9 protein-coding genes are annotated in these 14,836 nt (G+C 68.2%); 2 read left to right on the top strand and 7 right to left on the bottom strand.

From position 1 onward, the window contains the following. The first annotated feature begins 115 nt into the window (after positions 1 to 115). Positions 116 to 1,096: an LLM class flavin-dependent oxidoreductase gene (locus tag ACFSC3_RS12305; RefSeq protein ID WP_380940731.1), complete on the top strand. Its 981-nt coding sequence runs from the start codon at positions 116 to 118 to the stop codon at positions 1,094 to 1,096. A 133-nt stretch (positions 1,097 to 1,229) separates the two neighbouring features. Here the strand turns inward: ACFSC3_RS12305 and ACFSC3_RS12300 are convergent, their stop codons facing one another. The 3 genes from ACFSC3_RS12300 to ACFSC3_RS12290 form a co-directional block, all read right to left on the bottom strand. Then, positions 1,230 to 2,597, bottom strand: coding sequence for a sensor histidine kinase (locus ACFSC3_RS12300; RefSeq protein ID WP_380940730.1), 1,368 nt, complete (start codon positions 2,595 to 2,597; stop codon positions 1,230 to 1,232). A 115-nt stretch (positions 2,598 to 2,712) separates the two neighbouring features. After that, positions 2,713 to 3,390 carry a response regulator transcription factor gene (locus ACFSC3_RS12295; protein WP_380940729.1) on the bottom strand — a complete coding sequence of 226 codons (678 nt, stop codon included), beginning with the start codon at positions 3,388 to 3,390 and terminating at the stop codon, positions 2,713 to 2,715. Positions 3,391 to 3,417: 27 nt separating this feature from the next. Next, positions 3,418 to 3,711 (bottom strand): hypothetical protein, encoded by a 294-nt coding sequence (locus ACFSC3_RS12290; protein ID WP_380940728.1) that lies wholly within the window; start codon positions 3,709 to 3,711, stop codon positions 3,418 to 3,420. A 199-nt stretch (positions 3,712 to 3,910) separates the two neighbouring features. Here ACFSC3_RS12290 and ACFSC3_RS12285 point away from each other — a divergent pair, with 199 nt between their 5' ends. Then, positions 3,911 to 5,689 (top strand): ABC-F family ATP-binding cassette domain-containing protein, encoded by a 1,779-nt coding sequence (locus ACFSC3_RS12285; RefSeq protein ID WP_380940727.1) that lies wholly within the window; start codon positions 3,911 to 3,913, stop codon positions 5,687 to 5,689. Between the two features lie 126 nt (positions 5,690 to 5,815). On the opposite strand, the gene ACFSC3_RS12280 is transcribed toward ACFSC3_RS12285, so the two are convergent. The 4 genes from ACFSC3_RS12280 to ACFSC3_RS12265 form a co-directional block, all read right to left on the bottom strand. After that, positions 5,816 to 8,428, bottom strand: coding sequence for a glycoside hydrolase family 2 TIM barrel-domain containing protein (locus ACFSC3_RS12280; protein WP_380940726.1), 2,613 nt, complete (start codon positions 8,426 to 8,428; stop codon positions 5,816 to 5,818). Further along, positions 8,425 to 9,786 carry a glycoside hydrolase family 28 protein gene (locus tag ACFSC3_RS12275; protein WP_380940725.1) on the bottom strand — a complete coding sequence of 454 codons (1,362 nt, stop codon included), beginning with the start codon at positions 9,784 to 9,786 and terminating at the stop codon, positions 8,425 to 8,427. Before ACFSC3_RS12275 ends, ACFSC3_RS12280 begins: the two co-directional genes overlap by 4 nt. Before the next feature lie 277 nt (positions 9,787 to 10,063). Continuing rightward, entirely contained in the window at positions 10,064 to 11,308 is a 1,245-nt protein-coding gene (locus ACFSC3_RS12270) for an alpha/beta hydrolase family protein (protein WP_380940724.1), read from the bottom strand. Continuing rightward, positions 11,308 to 14,790, bottom strand: a complete 3,483-nt coding sequence (locus ACFSC3_RS12265; protein ID WP_380940723.1) for a malectin domain-containing carbohydrate-binding protein — start codon at positions 14,788 to 14,790, stop codon at positions 11,308 to 11,310. The genes ACFSC3_RS12270 and ACFSC3_RS12265 overlap by 1 nt, the downstream gene beginning before the upstream one ends. Positions 14,791 to 14,836 lie beyond the last annotated feature (46 nt).

Below are 14,836 nucleotides of genomic sequence, written 5' to 3'. Positions count from 1 at the left end.
TCGCTGACGCGAGACGGTACCGCGGGCGACGCACCCCTTCGCGCCTTCGTGCCTTTGCGTGAAACAACTTCTTCTTGTCTTACCGAGCCCTACACCCACCCCCACATGGGCGATCATGATACCGTACAGCTTCCTGGACCTCGTCCCCATCCTCGAAGGCGGCACCGCGAGCCAGGCGCTGACTAACGCCGCCGACCTCGCCGCGCATGCCGAGAGCGAAGGCTACACCCGCTATTGGGTCGCCGAGCATCACGGCATGCCCGGCATCGCCAGCGCCGCGACCGCGGTCGTCATCGGCCACCTCGCCGCTGCGACGAAAACCATGCGCGTCGGTGCCGGCGGCATCATGCTCCCCAATCACGCGCCGATGGTGATCGCCGAGCAGTTCGGCACGCTCGACGCGCTCTATCCCGGCCGCATCGACCTGGGACTCGGCCGTGCGCCGGGGAGTGACGGGCGGGTGGCGCGGGCGCTGCGGCGGACGCTCGATACCGATCCCAACGCCTTCCCCCGCGATGTGGTGGAATTGCAGAGCCTGTTCGCCGACGACGGCGCGACCGGCATCCATGCGACGCCCGGCGGCGGCGCGGACGTGAGGCTGTGGATCCTCGGGTCGAGCACCTTTGGCGCGCAACTGGCGGCGATGCTTGGGCTGCCGTACAGCTTCGCTTCGCACTTCGCGCCGGACTCGCTCGATGCGGCGGCGGCGATCTACCGCCGGGACTTTGCAGGCGCGGGCAAGCCGCATTTCATGCCAGCGTTCAACGTGATCGCCGCGGATACCGACGAAGAGGCGCAACTGCTCGCATCGTCGCAGCAACAGGCCTTCGTCGCGATTCGCACGACCGGCACCGGCATCAAGCTGCCACCGCCCGTCCCCGGCTATCGCGACAGCCTGCCCCCACAGGCCGCCGCGATGCTCGACCATGTGCTTTCCTGCACCGCGATCGGGTCGCCGGAGTCGGTGGCGGAGGGTTTGCGCGCGTTCATCGCCCGGACGGGCGCGGACGAGGTGATGCTGACCAGTTCGATCTATGATCAGGCCGCGCGGAAGCGGAGCCTGAGCATCGCGGCGGAGGTAATGCGACAGCTGTAAAATCCTCCCCGGCACGGGGAGGGGGACCGCCGCGAAGCGGTGGTGGAGGGGGCGGGCCGCAAACGACTCGCTGGTGGAAAGCCCCCTCCACCAGCCTGCGGCTGGTCCCCCTCCCCGTGCCGGTGAGGATTTGTCAGGCCGATGGAAGCCTCAGGCGCACCAGCAGGCCGCCCAGGTCGTCGCTCTCCTCCAGGCTGACCGTACCCTCGTAGATCTCCGCCACGTCCCGCACGATCGCCAGCCCCAGCCCGGTCCCCGGCTTGCCGCTGTCGAGGCGCACGCCGCGGTCGAAGATGCGGATGCGGTCGGCTTCGGGAATGCCCATGCCGTCGTCCTCGACCAGGATCTCGACGAAGCCGGCGTTGGCGCGCACGGTCGCGAACACGCTGCCGCCGCCATATTTGGCCGCGTTCTCGACGAGGTTGCCGAGGATTTCGTCGAGGTCCTGCCGCTCGATCCGCGCGATCAGGTCCTTCTGGCCGTCAATGTCGATGCGGACGTTGGGATAGAGCCGGGCGACGGCGCGCTCAACCGCCTCGATCGACGGCCAGACGTCGGCCCGGCTGTGCGCGGAGCCGCGGCGGCCGACGGCGCGGGCGCGGGCGAGGTGGTGATCGACCTGGCGCCGCATCGTCCGCGCTTCGCGGATGACCGTCTCGGCTAAATCCGCCTGCCCGGCCGCGGCGGCGTTCATGATGACCGTCAGGGGCGTCTTCAGAGCGTGCGCGAGATTGCCCGCGTGACGCCGCGCCTCCTCTGCCTGACGATCATTGTGCGTGACGAGCGCGTTCAGTTCCTCGACCATCGGCGCGATTTCGGCGGGCATGCTCCCCTCGACGCGGGTCGACTTGCCCTCGCGGAGCCGCTGGATCTCGAAACGCAGGCGCCGCAGCGGCAACAGGCCCCAGATCGTCTGGAGCGCAACCATGACGATCAGGCCGGCGCCCAGCAGCAGGAAGCTGCGCACCAGCACGCGGCGTAGTGCCGACACCTGTTCGTCGAGCGCCAGCCGGTTCTGCGCGATCTGGAATCGCCAGCGCACCGGCGACCCGGGCACCGTCGCATCGAGTTCGGCGATGCGCAGCGTTTCGCTGGGGAACTGCTTGCTGTCGTAGATGTGGACGTTCTGGTCGCTGTGCTTCTGGTTCGTCGCCAGCCGCCGGTCCCACAGCGAGCGCGATGGAAACGGCGCGAAATCGCCGCCGCTGATCTGCCAGTAGAGCCCCGAATTGGGTTCGAGGAATCGCTGGTCGGCCAACTGCCGGTTGAAGACCAGTTCCCCTTCCGAATCGATCTCGGCGGACGCGAGCATCGTGTTCAGCAGGAATTCGAGCTGGTCGTCGAAATTCGCACTGACCGCCGAGGTCAGCACGCGGTCGAGCGCATATCCGCCACCGGTCAGCAGCACCATGATCCAGATCGCCGCGATGGCGATCATCCGGCGCGAGATGGAGCCGGTGACGCGGACGTAGGGGCGTGGGGGATCGGTCACCGCAGTCATAGCCCTCTCCCCACCGGGGAGAGGGTTGGGAGAGGGGCCGGGCCGCGAGGGCTGATCTCGGTGAGACACCGCCCCCTCTCCCAACCCTCTCCCCGAGGGGAGAGGGCTTTAGTGGTCATTCGGTCGGCCGCGCGCCCGGTTCGTCCAGCGAATATCCCAGGCCACGGATCGTCGTGATGACGTCCTGTCCCAGCTTCTTGCGGATGCGCGTCACGAACACCTCGATCGTGTTCGAATCGCGGTCGAAATCCTGGTCGTAGATATGCTCGATCAGCTCGGTGCGGCTGACGACCTTACCCTTGTGGTGCAGCAGGTAGCTGAGCAGCTTATATTCCTGCGCGGTGAGCTTCACCGGCTCGCCCGCCTTGGTGACCTTGCCCGAACGGGTGTCGAGGCGGATGTCGCCGGCGGTCAGTTCGGCCGAGGCGTTGCCCGACGCGCGGCGGATCAGCGCGCGCAGGCGGGCGATCAATTCCTCGGTCTGGAACGGCTTGGCGACATAATCGTCAGCGCCGGCATCGAGGCCCGCCACCTTGTCCGACCAGCTGTCGCGCGCGGTCAGCACCAGCACCGGGGCCGCGCGCCCTTCCTTGCGCCAGCGGTCGAGCACGGTCAGCCCGTCAACTTCGGGCAGGCCGAGGTCGAGGATGATCGCGTCGTAATCCTCCGTCGAGCCGAGGAAATGCCCCTCCTCTCCGTCCGTCGCCAGATCGACGGCATAGCCCGCGCCTTCCAGCGTGTTGCGGAGCTGCTGGCCGAGATTGGGTTCGTCCTCGACGATCAGAACGCGCATGTATGTCTCCCCTTGTCGCCCGCCGCGTTAGCGGCTGCGGCCGATGACGTTGCCCGAGCGGCCGTCGACCATCACCCAGATCAACGACCCATCGCGCAGGAACTTCAGCGTGTAAACCGCAGTTCCCGAATCGAAGTCGACGCCGAGATATTTGGCCCCCTGCATCGCCGGAATCACGCGCCGCTGGATTTCGGCGAGCGGCAGGATGCGCCCCTCGCGCCGGGCGGCCGATGCGGCGGCCTGATCACCCCGCTGGGCGGTCGGCTCGGGCGCGGCTGCGCTCAGCAGCAGGCCGGACAGGGCAGTGAGGACCAGGTTCATGCGGACGGCATAAGTGCAATGCCTTGAACGCCTTGTGAATAGGCGTTGCAGCGATGTGTAAGGGGTGTGGTTTTCGGGTGACGGTGGTCGAAGCAGCGCCGCCGCGAAGCCGCGTCGTCGGTCCTTGCCCTAGCAAGGCCGGCCAAGCCCGCGCTTATGCCTCGATTTAGCTGCGCTAAATCGCTAGGCCGCGCGGCCTATGGCAGCTCCTATCCTTTCCTACGAAAAGCTCGGCCTCGTCCAAGGCTCCGGCTGGCTCTTCCGCGACCTCGACCTCTTCATCGGCCAGCGCGACCGGCTGGCGCTGATCGGGCGCAACGGCGCGGGCAAGACGACGCTGTTGAAGCTGATCGCCGGGATCGTCGATTCCGACGAAGGGCGGCGCACGATCGTGCCGGGGACGAAGGTCATCCTGCTCGAACAGGACCCCAAGGTCGACGGCTTCGCGACGCTGCGCGACTTCGCGGTGTCGGGGGACGGCGCGCCCGAGGCTCATGAGGTGGAGGCGATCGCCGACCAGCTCGGCATCGACCTGTCGCGCGAGGCCGCGACCGCGTCCGGGGGCGAGCGGCGGCGCGCGGCGATCGCGCGGGCGCTGGCGATGGACCCGGATGTGCTGCTGCTCGACGAGCCGACCAACCACCTCGACATCCATGCGATCGAGTGGCTGGAGGACTGGTTGTCGCGCTTCCGCGGCGCGTTCATCGCGATCAGCCACGACCGCGCGTTCCTGACCAACCTCACCAGATCGACGCTATGGCTGGACCGAGGCAAGATCCGGCGCGCCGAAGTCGGCTTCGGCGGGTTCGAGGCATGGACCGAGACGGTCTATGCCGAAGAGGAGCGCAATGCCGCGCGGCTCGATGCGAAGCTGAAGATCGAGGAGCATTGGTTGCAGCGCGGCGTGACCGGGCGCCGGCGGCGGAACCAGGGGCGGCTCGCCAAGCTGAAGGACATGCGCGCCGAACGCGCCGCGATGCTGGGGCCGCAGGGGGCAGCGGCGATCTCGGTCGCGGCGGACGACAGCAAGACCAAGGTCGTGATCGACGCGAAGGGCGTGACCAAGCGGTTCGGCGACCGCGCGATCATCAAGGATCTGAACCTGCGCGTCACCCGCGGCGACCGGCTGGGCATCGTCGGGGCGAACGGTGCGGGCAAGACGACGCTGCTGAAGCTGTTGACCGGCGAACTCGCGCCCGATGAAGGCACGGTGCGGCTCGCCCAGACGCTCGACGGCATCGTCATCGATCAGCAGCGCAAGCTGATGGCGCCCGAGAAGACGGTGCGCGACGTGCTGACGCAGGGCGGCGAGTGGATCGACGTGCTGGGCGCGAAGAAGCATGTCGCGGGCTATCTGAAGGAATTCCTGTTCGACCCGTCGCTGGTCGATGCGAAGGTCGGCACGCTGTCGGGCGGCGAGCGATCGCGGTTGCTGCTCGCCCGCGAATTCGCGCGGCCGTCGAACCTGCTGGTGCTCGACGAGCCGACCAACGACCTCGACCTCGAAACGCTCGATCTGTTGCAGGAAGTGATCGCCGATTACGCCGGCACCGTGCTGATCGTCAGCCACGACCGCGACTTCCTCGACCGGACGGTAACGGTGACGCTGGGCCTCGACGGATCGGGCACGGTCGACGTCGTCGCGGGCGGCTATGCCGATTGGGAGGCGAAGCGGAAACCCAAGGCCGCGGCGAAGGTCGCGACCAAAGCCGCCCCTATGGTCGAGGCGCCGAAGCCGAAATCGGTCAAGCTGTCCTACAAGGACCAGCGCGATTACGACCTGCTGCCCAAGCGGATCGAGGAACTGGATGCCGCGATCGCGCGCGACGAGGCGGCGCTGGCCGACCCGAACCTGTTCGTGCGCGACCCGAAGCGGTTCGATGCGCTGATGGCGTCGGCGGCGAAGGCCCGCGACGAGAAGGATGCGGCCGAGATGCGCTGGCTGGAGCTGGCGGAGATGGTCGAGGGTTTGGGGTAACGCCCGCCTCGACCATCGCCGCACCCCCCATTCCGTCATCCCCGCGCAGGCGGGGATCCATCTCCCGCAGTAGCCCAGCGGACAGTCCGGGAGATGGGTCCCCGCCTTCGCGGGGACGACAGGTGGTTACGCCGGAACCACATCGATCGCCGAAACGATCGCCTCCCCGTCCTCGCCCTTGAAGTCGAGGCTCAGCACGCCGCCCTTCGCCGTCGCCCGCAGGTCGAGAGTCGTCGCCTTCAGCGGCCCGCCCGTCTTCGCCGCCAGGTCGACGCGCACCGGCTTGCCGCCCGAGGGGGTGACCGTGAACACGCGCTTGCCCTCGACCGGGTCGAACAGGTGAAGCGTTACGCGGTAGGCTCCGTCCGGCAGCGGCAGGGCGTAACGGAACGCCTTGCCCGCGCGCCAGCTTGCGTAGAGGGCGGGGTCGGTCGCGCCGGCCACGATCTTCGGCACCTTCTTCGCCTGCCCGGTCGCATAGAGTTCGCGGCTATAGGGGTTGAGCGTGTAGCCGAGGCCACCGTCGAAGAAATCGTCGGAGCCATAACGCGTGCCGGCCACGGTCACGCCCTCCAGCGAGCCAGTGCGGACATGGATCGCGTCGATCGGGCCGGAATAGCGCAACGTCATCCGGTCGGTCTGATCGCCCGCGGTCGCGACGACTGCGTTTTCGCCCGAAGCCAGCCGCACGCGCGGCCAGACGCAAACGCTGTTGGGACACGGCGCGGTGCCGAGGTCGCGCCCGTTGACGCTGAGCCGCGCTTCCGGCGCATTGGCATAGGCGCGGATCGCAGTCACCGGATAGGCGCGGTCGACATAGCGGCGGCCGGCCAGATACAGGACCCGCGCCTTGCTCCACGCCGCCTTGTAGAACCAATAGGCGTCCTTCTTCACGCCGCGGTCGAAGGTGACCAGGCCCTTGGTATTGATGTCGGTGCTGTCGCCTTCCTCGCGCAGGTCGCTGGTCGCGTCGAACATCTGCCAGACCCAGGTGCCCCACAGGAAATCAAGCGGCTTCAGTTGCGCCCAGGACAGTTCGTGGACAACCGCCTGGATTTCCTCGGCCTGCGGGCGATAGATGCTTTCGATCTTGCCGCCGTCGACATTGTCGGTGTGCTGAGTGATCGCGCCGCCTGCGCCATATTCGCCGACACCCATCGGCAGCGTCGGTTTCTCGCGATGCCAGCCCCGCATGACGTCGCCCAATTTCGACGCATCGGCAACGCGGCCCGAGACGTACCAGCCATAATAGACGTTGTAGCCGACCGTGTCGGCGGTACCCGACGTCTCGTCGCGGCCATCGGGCTTATCGCCGGGCAGCACTTCGCAGCAGACCGCCAGCGTCGTCGGGCGGTTCGGGTCTTCGCGCTTGGCAAGAGTGTTGAGCGCGGTCAGCAGCGGTCGCGCGTTCGACGGCGTCAAGCCCTTGGACGACCAGTTGGTGATCTCGTTTCCGATCGACCAGACCGCGACCGAGGGGTGGTTGTAGTTCTGACGGATCAGCTCGGTCAGCTGGCTTTCCGCGCTCGCCTTCATCTGCGGCGGGGTGTCGGCCTTGTTGGGGATCGAGGCGAGGTTGACCAGGCCCAACTCCGCCCACAGGACCATGCCGTTGCGGTCGGCCAGATCGTAGAAGGTTTCGGCGTGGTTATAGTGCGCAAGCCGGACCGAATTGGCGCCGAGTTCCTCGATCAGCGCCATGTCCTGCTGCTGGTCGGCGGCGGTGATCGCCCAGCCCTTGTCCTGCCGGTCCTGATGCCGGTTGACGCCGCGCAGGCGCAGCGGCTGGCCGTTGAGGATGACCCCCCGGTCGGGATCGACCGCGACGGTGCGCAGGCCCAGCGGCTGACCGACACGGTCGAGCACCGTGCCCCCCTTCCCCACCAGTTCGACCGTCATGCGGTAGAGATAGGGGTCGGCGAGGCCGTTCCAGCGCCGCGGATTGGCGATCGACAGGGCGACTTCGCGGTCGATCGTGGCACCGGCGGCAAGGCGCAGCGGCTGTTCCACACGCGCGATTTGCTTGCCAACGGCGTCGGCCACGCTCGCACGCAGCGTGAAGGCGCCGGACCGTCCGGCGTTGCGCAGCCGCGCGCGGATCGCGACATCGGCCTTCGCGGCGTCGATCGCGGTCACCCGGCCGTAGATGCCCGGCCCGCCGTGGTCGAGCAGATCGACATGCGCCTGCTCCGCGACGATCATCGACACGGGTCGGTAGAGGCCGCCGTACATGAAGAAGTCGCCGGAGATCGGCACGACGAATTCGGTCGTGCTGCCGGGATCGGGTTTCGAATTGTCGACCTTCACCGCCAGCACGTTTTCGCCCGCACGGACCGCATCGGTCGCATCGACGCGGAAGCGGCTGAACGCACCCTCGTGATGGCCGAGCTTGCGGCCGTTGAGCCAGACGTCGGCGATGATGCTCGCCGCGTCGAATTGCAGATAGACGCGCTCGCCCTTCGCGGCTGGCGGTGCGGTGAAGCGCAGGCGGTACCAGCCGATCCCGCGTGTCGTGTTGGCGTCGGCACGGCGCTTGAGTTCGTAGGAGCCGAGCTTGTTCCACGTATGCGGTACCGCGACCGGCTGCCACGCCGCGTCGTCGAAGCCCGGCGCGGTCGCGTCGGACGTCACGTCGCCCAGATGGAAGCGCCAGCCCTCGGCGAGCGTGGTTTCCTCGCGCGCAGCGGCGGGGGCGACCGCGAAGCAGAGCAGCGCGGCGGCGCTTGCGAGGCGGATCATGCCACCACCTCCGCCGGGGCGCCGTTGACGCGGACATTCTTTAGGCGGAGGTCACGCACCCCGCGCGCGACCAGCTTCGTTCGGGTCGGATCGGTCAGGCGCACGTCGATGTCTTTCAGCAGAAAATCGCTGACCGCCGTGGTCGGGTTGCCGGAGATGGTGCCGAAGCCGCGGGTCGTGCCCTTCACGTTCTCGATCACCACGTCGCGGATGATCGCGCCGGGCATCTTCGGTTCGACCCGCGTCCCGTGGGTCAGGCGCGCATTGACGATCAGGCCGATCGCGGGGTCGTCGGCGCTGAAGTTCGGGATCTTCGTGCCGTAGAACACCTCGCCATTGTGCCAGCGGTTGGTCGGCGTCGGCGCCTCGGCCAGCCGTACGCCCTTCACCCGCAGCTTCTCATAGACCTGGCCCGGCGTGTCGGGGCGGACCTTGAAGCGGATGGTCGGGATGTCGCCGATGTTGGTGATCCGCTCGACCCGGACATCGCGCACGACGGTCGCGTTGCTGCCATAGGTGACGCAACCGAGGCCATGTTCGAACACGCAGTCGTGGATGTGGATGCGCTCGACCGGCGGCGCTTCGGCATAGGCCGCCGCCCCTGCCCCCTGCGTACCCTTCAATGCGATGCAGTCGTCGTCGACCGAGAAATGGCAGCGGCGGACGACCATGTCCTGGCAGCTATCGAGGTCGACGCCGTCGCTGCTCGGCGCGCGGATGACATGGGGGACGACGAAGCGACAATCCTCGATCGCGCCGCGACGGCAGCGATAGAGGTGCAGGTTCCAGAAGGCGGGGTCCTTAAAGGTCACTCCGCTGACCAGCACGTCGTTGCAATCCTCGATCGAGCAGAGTTGCGGAAAGGCGTAGACGACCTTGTTGCCGTTCAGCGTCTCCGGCGGCTTGTCGAAGAACATCCGCCAGAACGGATCGCCGTTGCCGTCGAGCGTACCAGGGCCGACGATGCGCAGGCCGTGATTGCCGGTCGCGTTGACGAGCGCGAGGCGCAGCGGCTCTGGGTACGCCTCGACGAAGCGGCGCATGACGATGGGGTAATCGGCGAGGCTCGGCGAACCCTTCAGCACCCCGTCCTTGCGCAGTTCCAGACCGACGCCCGGCTTCAGGATGATCGATCCGCTGACGAAGACGCCCGCCGGCACCGCGATCATCCCGCCGCCGGCGCGGGCGCAGGCGTCGATTGCAGCCTGAATTGCGCGGGTGTTGACGGTCCGCCCGTCACCAATCGCGCCATGGCTGCGGATGTCGACGGTGCGGCGACGTTGGGCAGAGAGCGGTGCGGCGACCGAGCCGATCAGTGCAGCGGCGGGGAGCCCGCGGAGTATCGTTCGCCTGTCCATGTCGCTCTCTCCGATCGCATTTTCATATGACGTATCATGATTATGCACAGCGGGTCACGGATATTTTGGCTATGCGGTATCAAGCCAGGGCCAACGTCGTCGCTTCTGAGAAGGCGAGAACCTCTGCAAAAGGTCATCGGTGCTCCCGCGCAGGCGGGAGCCCAGAGCCACGAACGACGCAGGCCATTGTATTGCTTGACCCTGGGCTCCCGCCTGCGCGGGAGCACTGACGGGTTTCTGACAGAAGCAGGGACCGAAGACGGTGGCGAGCGAAGGGTTACCGCACGAACCGGTCGGCGAAGGCGATGTAGTTCGTCCAGTCCGCCGCTGTGATGTCGTGCGGTCCGGTGCGGACATGGTAGGAGATCCGCGACAACACCGGCCGATCCGGCTCCGGCATCTCCGTCGCGTCCAGCCCTCCGGCCCCGAGCAGGCGGTACACCGGCTCTGCGCCCTTCGCCGCCAGGAATTCGCCGCGCGGGTCGGCCCACCAGTCCTCGCTCGCGCTGGCGATGTAGACCGGGCGCGGGGCGACGAGCGCGATCAGTTCGTGCGCGTCAACCGGCAGGTCCGCTTCCCGCTCGGCATAGGTCTTCCAGACCGGCGCGAACCAGTAATTGTTCATCACGCGGATCGTCTCGCCGAACCGGCGCCGGTAGAGCGACGCGCCGCCTTCGCCGGAATCGTTCGAGATGACGGCCGCGAACCGGTCGTCACGCGCGCCCGCCCACAGCGCCGCCTTGCCGTAGCGCGAATGGCCGATGACGATCAGGCGCTTGCGGTCGACGTCGCGATCGGTGCGCAGATAGTCGGCGACGCGGCTCAGCCCCCACGCCCAGGTCGCGATCGCGCCCCAGCGGGACGGCGCGCCGGGGCTGGTGCGATAGTAGGGCTGGACGCTCTCGGTGACCTTGCCGTCGCCATCGGGGTAGAGGTCGCCGGTGAAATAGGTCGCGACGCCATAGCCGGCGCGCAACAGGATTTCGACCGGCCATTGCGACGCATCGATCCCGCGCGACGCGGCATAGGCGACGCCCTTCACGACGCCGGTCGCGGGGGTGACCCAATTATGGGTGATGCGGATCGCAGGATCGGCGTTCACCGCTTGATTGCCGTGGAAATTGGGGCCGACGAACACCGGAACCGGACCCTTAGCCCTGGCCGGCAGATAGAGCAGCACCGCCAGTTGCGGACCGGTTTCCGTGCCATCGAGCAGCACCGTCACCTGCTTGCGCACCGCCAGTCCGCCCAGCGCGGAACGATCGATATCGGTCGTGACAAACTTCATGCGATGCGGCGCGGGCGGGGCGATGCCGTAGACGGTGCGCTCAAACGCGGCGATCAGTTCGGGGCGGCGCGCGCTGCGCCACATCGCGGGCGTGGTCACCCGGCGGCCATCCGCCATCACCAGCGGATCGGGCAGCGTGTAGGCGGGGACCTGTGCCTCGTCGCGGTTGCCGTCGAGTTGCGCGGCGGCGGGTGTCGCGAGGACCAGCGCGGCGAAGCAGGCGATACCGCGCATCAGTCGACCCGGACCGAATCGATGGCGAGACCGTCCGCGCCCGTTGCCGCCAGCGTCAGCCGATAGCTGCCGGCGTTGATCATGCCCGGCGTCTCGACCGTGACCTCGCGCCATGCGTCCGAGGGCGCGAAGGCGACCGTCATGGTCGCAACGACGATTCCGCTCGCGTCGAGGATCGTCACCGTCGCCTTGGTGGCAGCGCCGGCGAGCCAATAGCGAAACCGGAAGCGGTGGCTGGCGGCGACCCCGGTGTCGATCGGCCATGTGATCTTTGCGGGTTCGCTGCCGAGCGCGACATAGCCCTGGCCGCCATAGCCCTTCAGCGCGGTCGCGATGCTCGCCCCGTTCAGCGTCGCGGCCTCCGCCTCCTTCAATCCGGCATCCTTGGCGAAGGTGAACAGACCCGGCGCATAGGGCGAGACGAGCGTGCGGCGGACGAGCACGACATTGTCCACCGGCAGCGCGAGCGTCTCCCCGGCGGCGAGCTTGCGCGTTTCGAACCGAACCTCACGCGTCGCACTACCGTCGAGCAGCGTGCCGGTCAGCTCGCTCGCCTCCCAACCCGGCGCAGGTTGAGCGGCGACGCGGTACAGCGTGACGGGCCGCTTCGCGCGCAACGACGTGGCACCGGTCACGCCGTCACTGTCGAGCAGCTCGGCCGGCAGCGCCGCCCAGCGCGCAGAGCCAATGACGGTGTCGCCGATGTCGACGAACTGGCGCAGCGTCCCGCCCTGTACGGTGACAAGATCGCCGTCGATCTCGACCGCGGGCACGGCGATGGGACGGTCGCTCGCAATGGCGATCGCCGCGATCATCGCCTGCCCGGCCGCGACGCGCGGGAAGCTCAGTTCGAGCGTGCCGCCGCGAACGTCGGCAGTGACAACCTTCTTCAACGCCGCATCGACGCCCGCTTCGGCGAATACGTCGACGTCCTTCAGCAGCGTGCGGCCATTGACCGCGACATCGAACCGCCGCCAGCCGCGCGCATCGATCCCGGCGCGGCCGTACCAGCCCTCGGCGAAGTAAAGTTCGATACGGTAGCGGCCATCGGGAACTGCGAAGCGATAGCGCAGCGCCTCGCGGCCATAGCGATGCGTGCGGAACAGCGCGGGCGTGTCGGTGCCGGCGATCACGTCACTCGACACGCCGCGGCTGCCGAGCATGGGGTCGAGTTCGCGATAGGCATCCGCCCAGCTCGTCCAGCCCCAGCGCGCGCCCGGCGTCCAGTGACGATCGCCGGCCCAGGCCTGCCCGCTCGCGTCGGTCAGCGCCGGGCCACCGGCGTTGACGCGGTAGAGGTATGTCAGGCCCGCCGCCCCCTTCGTCAGCGTGGGCGCCCCCGCGCCGTCCGGCTTCGCGCCCGGCGGCGGGGGGAGCAGCGGCAGACGGATCACGTCGCGTGCAGCAACCTTGCCACCAACTCGGCACGTCGCGGACATGAGGCCGTAGCGGACGGTCACGCCGTCCCAGCGGAAGCGCTCCTCGGCATCGCGGCGGCGGCGACCGAGCGAAATGCGGCCGTCACCGTCGTTGAACAGCTCGACCGCGTCGCAGTTCGAATAGACCTCGATCCCCGATCGCACCCCCGGCACGGCCCAGCGGCCCGGCCATGTGTGCGAGACGATATGGACCATCGGCGCGACCAATGCCGGCACCTGGCGCGCGCGGAACATGTAATAGACATCGAGCGGCTCGCCCGCGAGCGTCATCAGCCCCTTGTTGTTGGCCGGCCCGACATGATCGAGCGCGCGCACGCCGTCCCAGATCTGCGTCCCGTCGGCGCGCATCGGCCGGCCGGGGTTCTCGTGCGTGGTCAGCAGCCAGTGGAAATGGCCGACGCTGCGGTCGGCGACGCTGTCGGCCAGCCGCGCCTTGGTCTGCATCAGCGCGGCCATCCGGTCCTCGCTGAACGGACGCTCGCCATAGGGTGCCTCGGCATGGAGGCCGAGCGCGCGCCACGCGCCATATTCGCCGACCAGCCCCTGCTTGACCATTTCCTGCGCATAGAGCGCCGGGTCGCCGCCATAGGTCCCCGACCAGTTCTGCGGGACATTCCAGTCGCTCCCCTCGCCGCCGTTGCACGTCACGACCAGCCGCTGCTGCGACGCGGTGGGATCGATCGTGCGGATGAGCGCGGTCATCTCCGCCGCGAACTCCTTCGGAAGCTTGCTTTCGTTCTGGAGGCCCCAGAGGAACACCGCCGGATTGTTGCGCCGCTCGCGTACCCAGTCGGCGATCAGCGCGCGGAAGTTGGCGCGGAAAGACGGCGTGTCGATCCACAGGCCCGAACTGAACTGCGGCCACCACAGCAAGCCATCGCGCGCGATCGTGTCGCCATAGACGAAATTGTGCGGATAATGGCCGTCGCGAAAGGCGTTGAAGCCGGCCGCCCTGACCTGCGCGACCCGCGCCACCGCCTGCTCGGGCGCGAAGGCATGGGAGCCGCCAAGCAGATGCTCATACTCGCTGATCCCTTTTACGTGGAACGGCTGGCCGTTGAGGAAGAGCCGCCGCGCGCCGCTCGCGTCGGTGCGGATCTCGAAGGTGCGGATGCCGTAGGGGGTAGCCAGTTCGTCGATGGTGCGCTCGCCCTCCACGATCCGCGCGCGTAGCGTATAGAGCGTGGGCGAGGCCGGCGACCACAGCCGCGGGCGGTCGATCCGGGGCAGCGGGGCTTCGACCGTCTGCGAGGCGCCGGGGGCGAGTGTCAGCGCGCTCCGCCGCTCGGCGACGACGCGGCCTGCGGCATCGACCATCTGGCCGACGATTGCGAAGCTGCGCGCGCGGGGCGACGCGTTCTCGACCTCGGTCCGCATCGTCAGGTGCGCCGCGGTCGCGTCGACCCGGCCGATCGCGCCCCAGGCATAGATGCCGAACGGGCGGATGCGCAGCGCGGCGGTGCGGACGACGCGGACCGGGCGGAAGATGCCGAAGGGTTGCGATCCTTCGCAGCAGCCGGCCTGCGGGCGGTCGTCACCGGAAATCCACGGCAGATCCTCGATCCCCGCGGGATTGTCGACGCGCACCGCCAGCACGTTCGCGCCGCCGCGCACCGCGTCGGTCACGTCGAGCGTGAAGCTGGTCAGCCCGCCGGCATGTCGCCCGACCGGCCGGCCGTTCAGCCAGACGGTGGCATAGCTGTTCACGCCTTCGAACATCAGCGAGATACGTTCGTCGGCGCGCGGGGCGGCGAGGGTCAGGCGCGTACGGTACCAGGCGGTGCCGTGGCGGGCGCCCTTCACGACCTGTCGGGCATAGGCATAGCCCTGCCAATTATGCGGCACCGACACGCGGTTCCAGCGCCTGTCGTCGGTGTCCGGTCGCTCGAACGGCTGGTCGGCGGCCTTCGAGTCGCCTTCGAACAGGATCGACCGCCACTCGGTAGCGACGGTCGTCACCTCCCGTGCGGCGGCCGGGAGGGCGGGCATCGCAAGCGTCAGCGCGAGCAGCATCGAAGCTATCGCCCGTCCGATCGTCCACATGTGCATCCTCAACCCTCACCTCTCACTCTGATATTATGAATGATGA

This window comes from Sphingomonas floccifaciens (genome assembly GCF_042681125.1).
GTDB classification, from domain to species: domain Bacteria; phylum Pseudomonadota; class Alphaproteobacteria; order Sphingomonadales; family Sphingomonadaceae; genus Sphingomonas; species Sphingomonas floccifaciens.
This window is presented reverse-complemented; position numbering and strand designations above follow the sequence as displayed.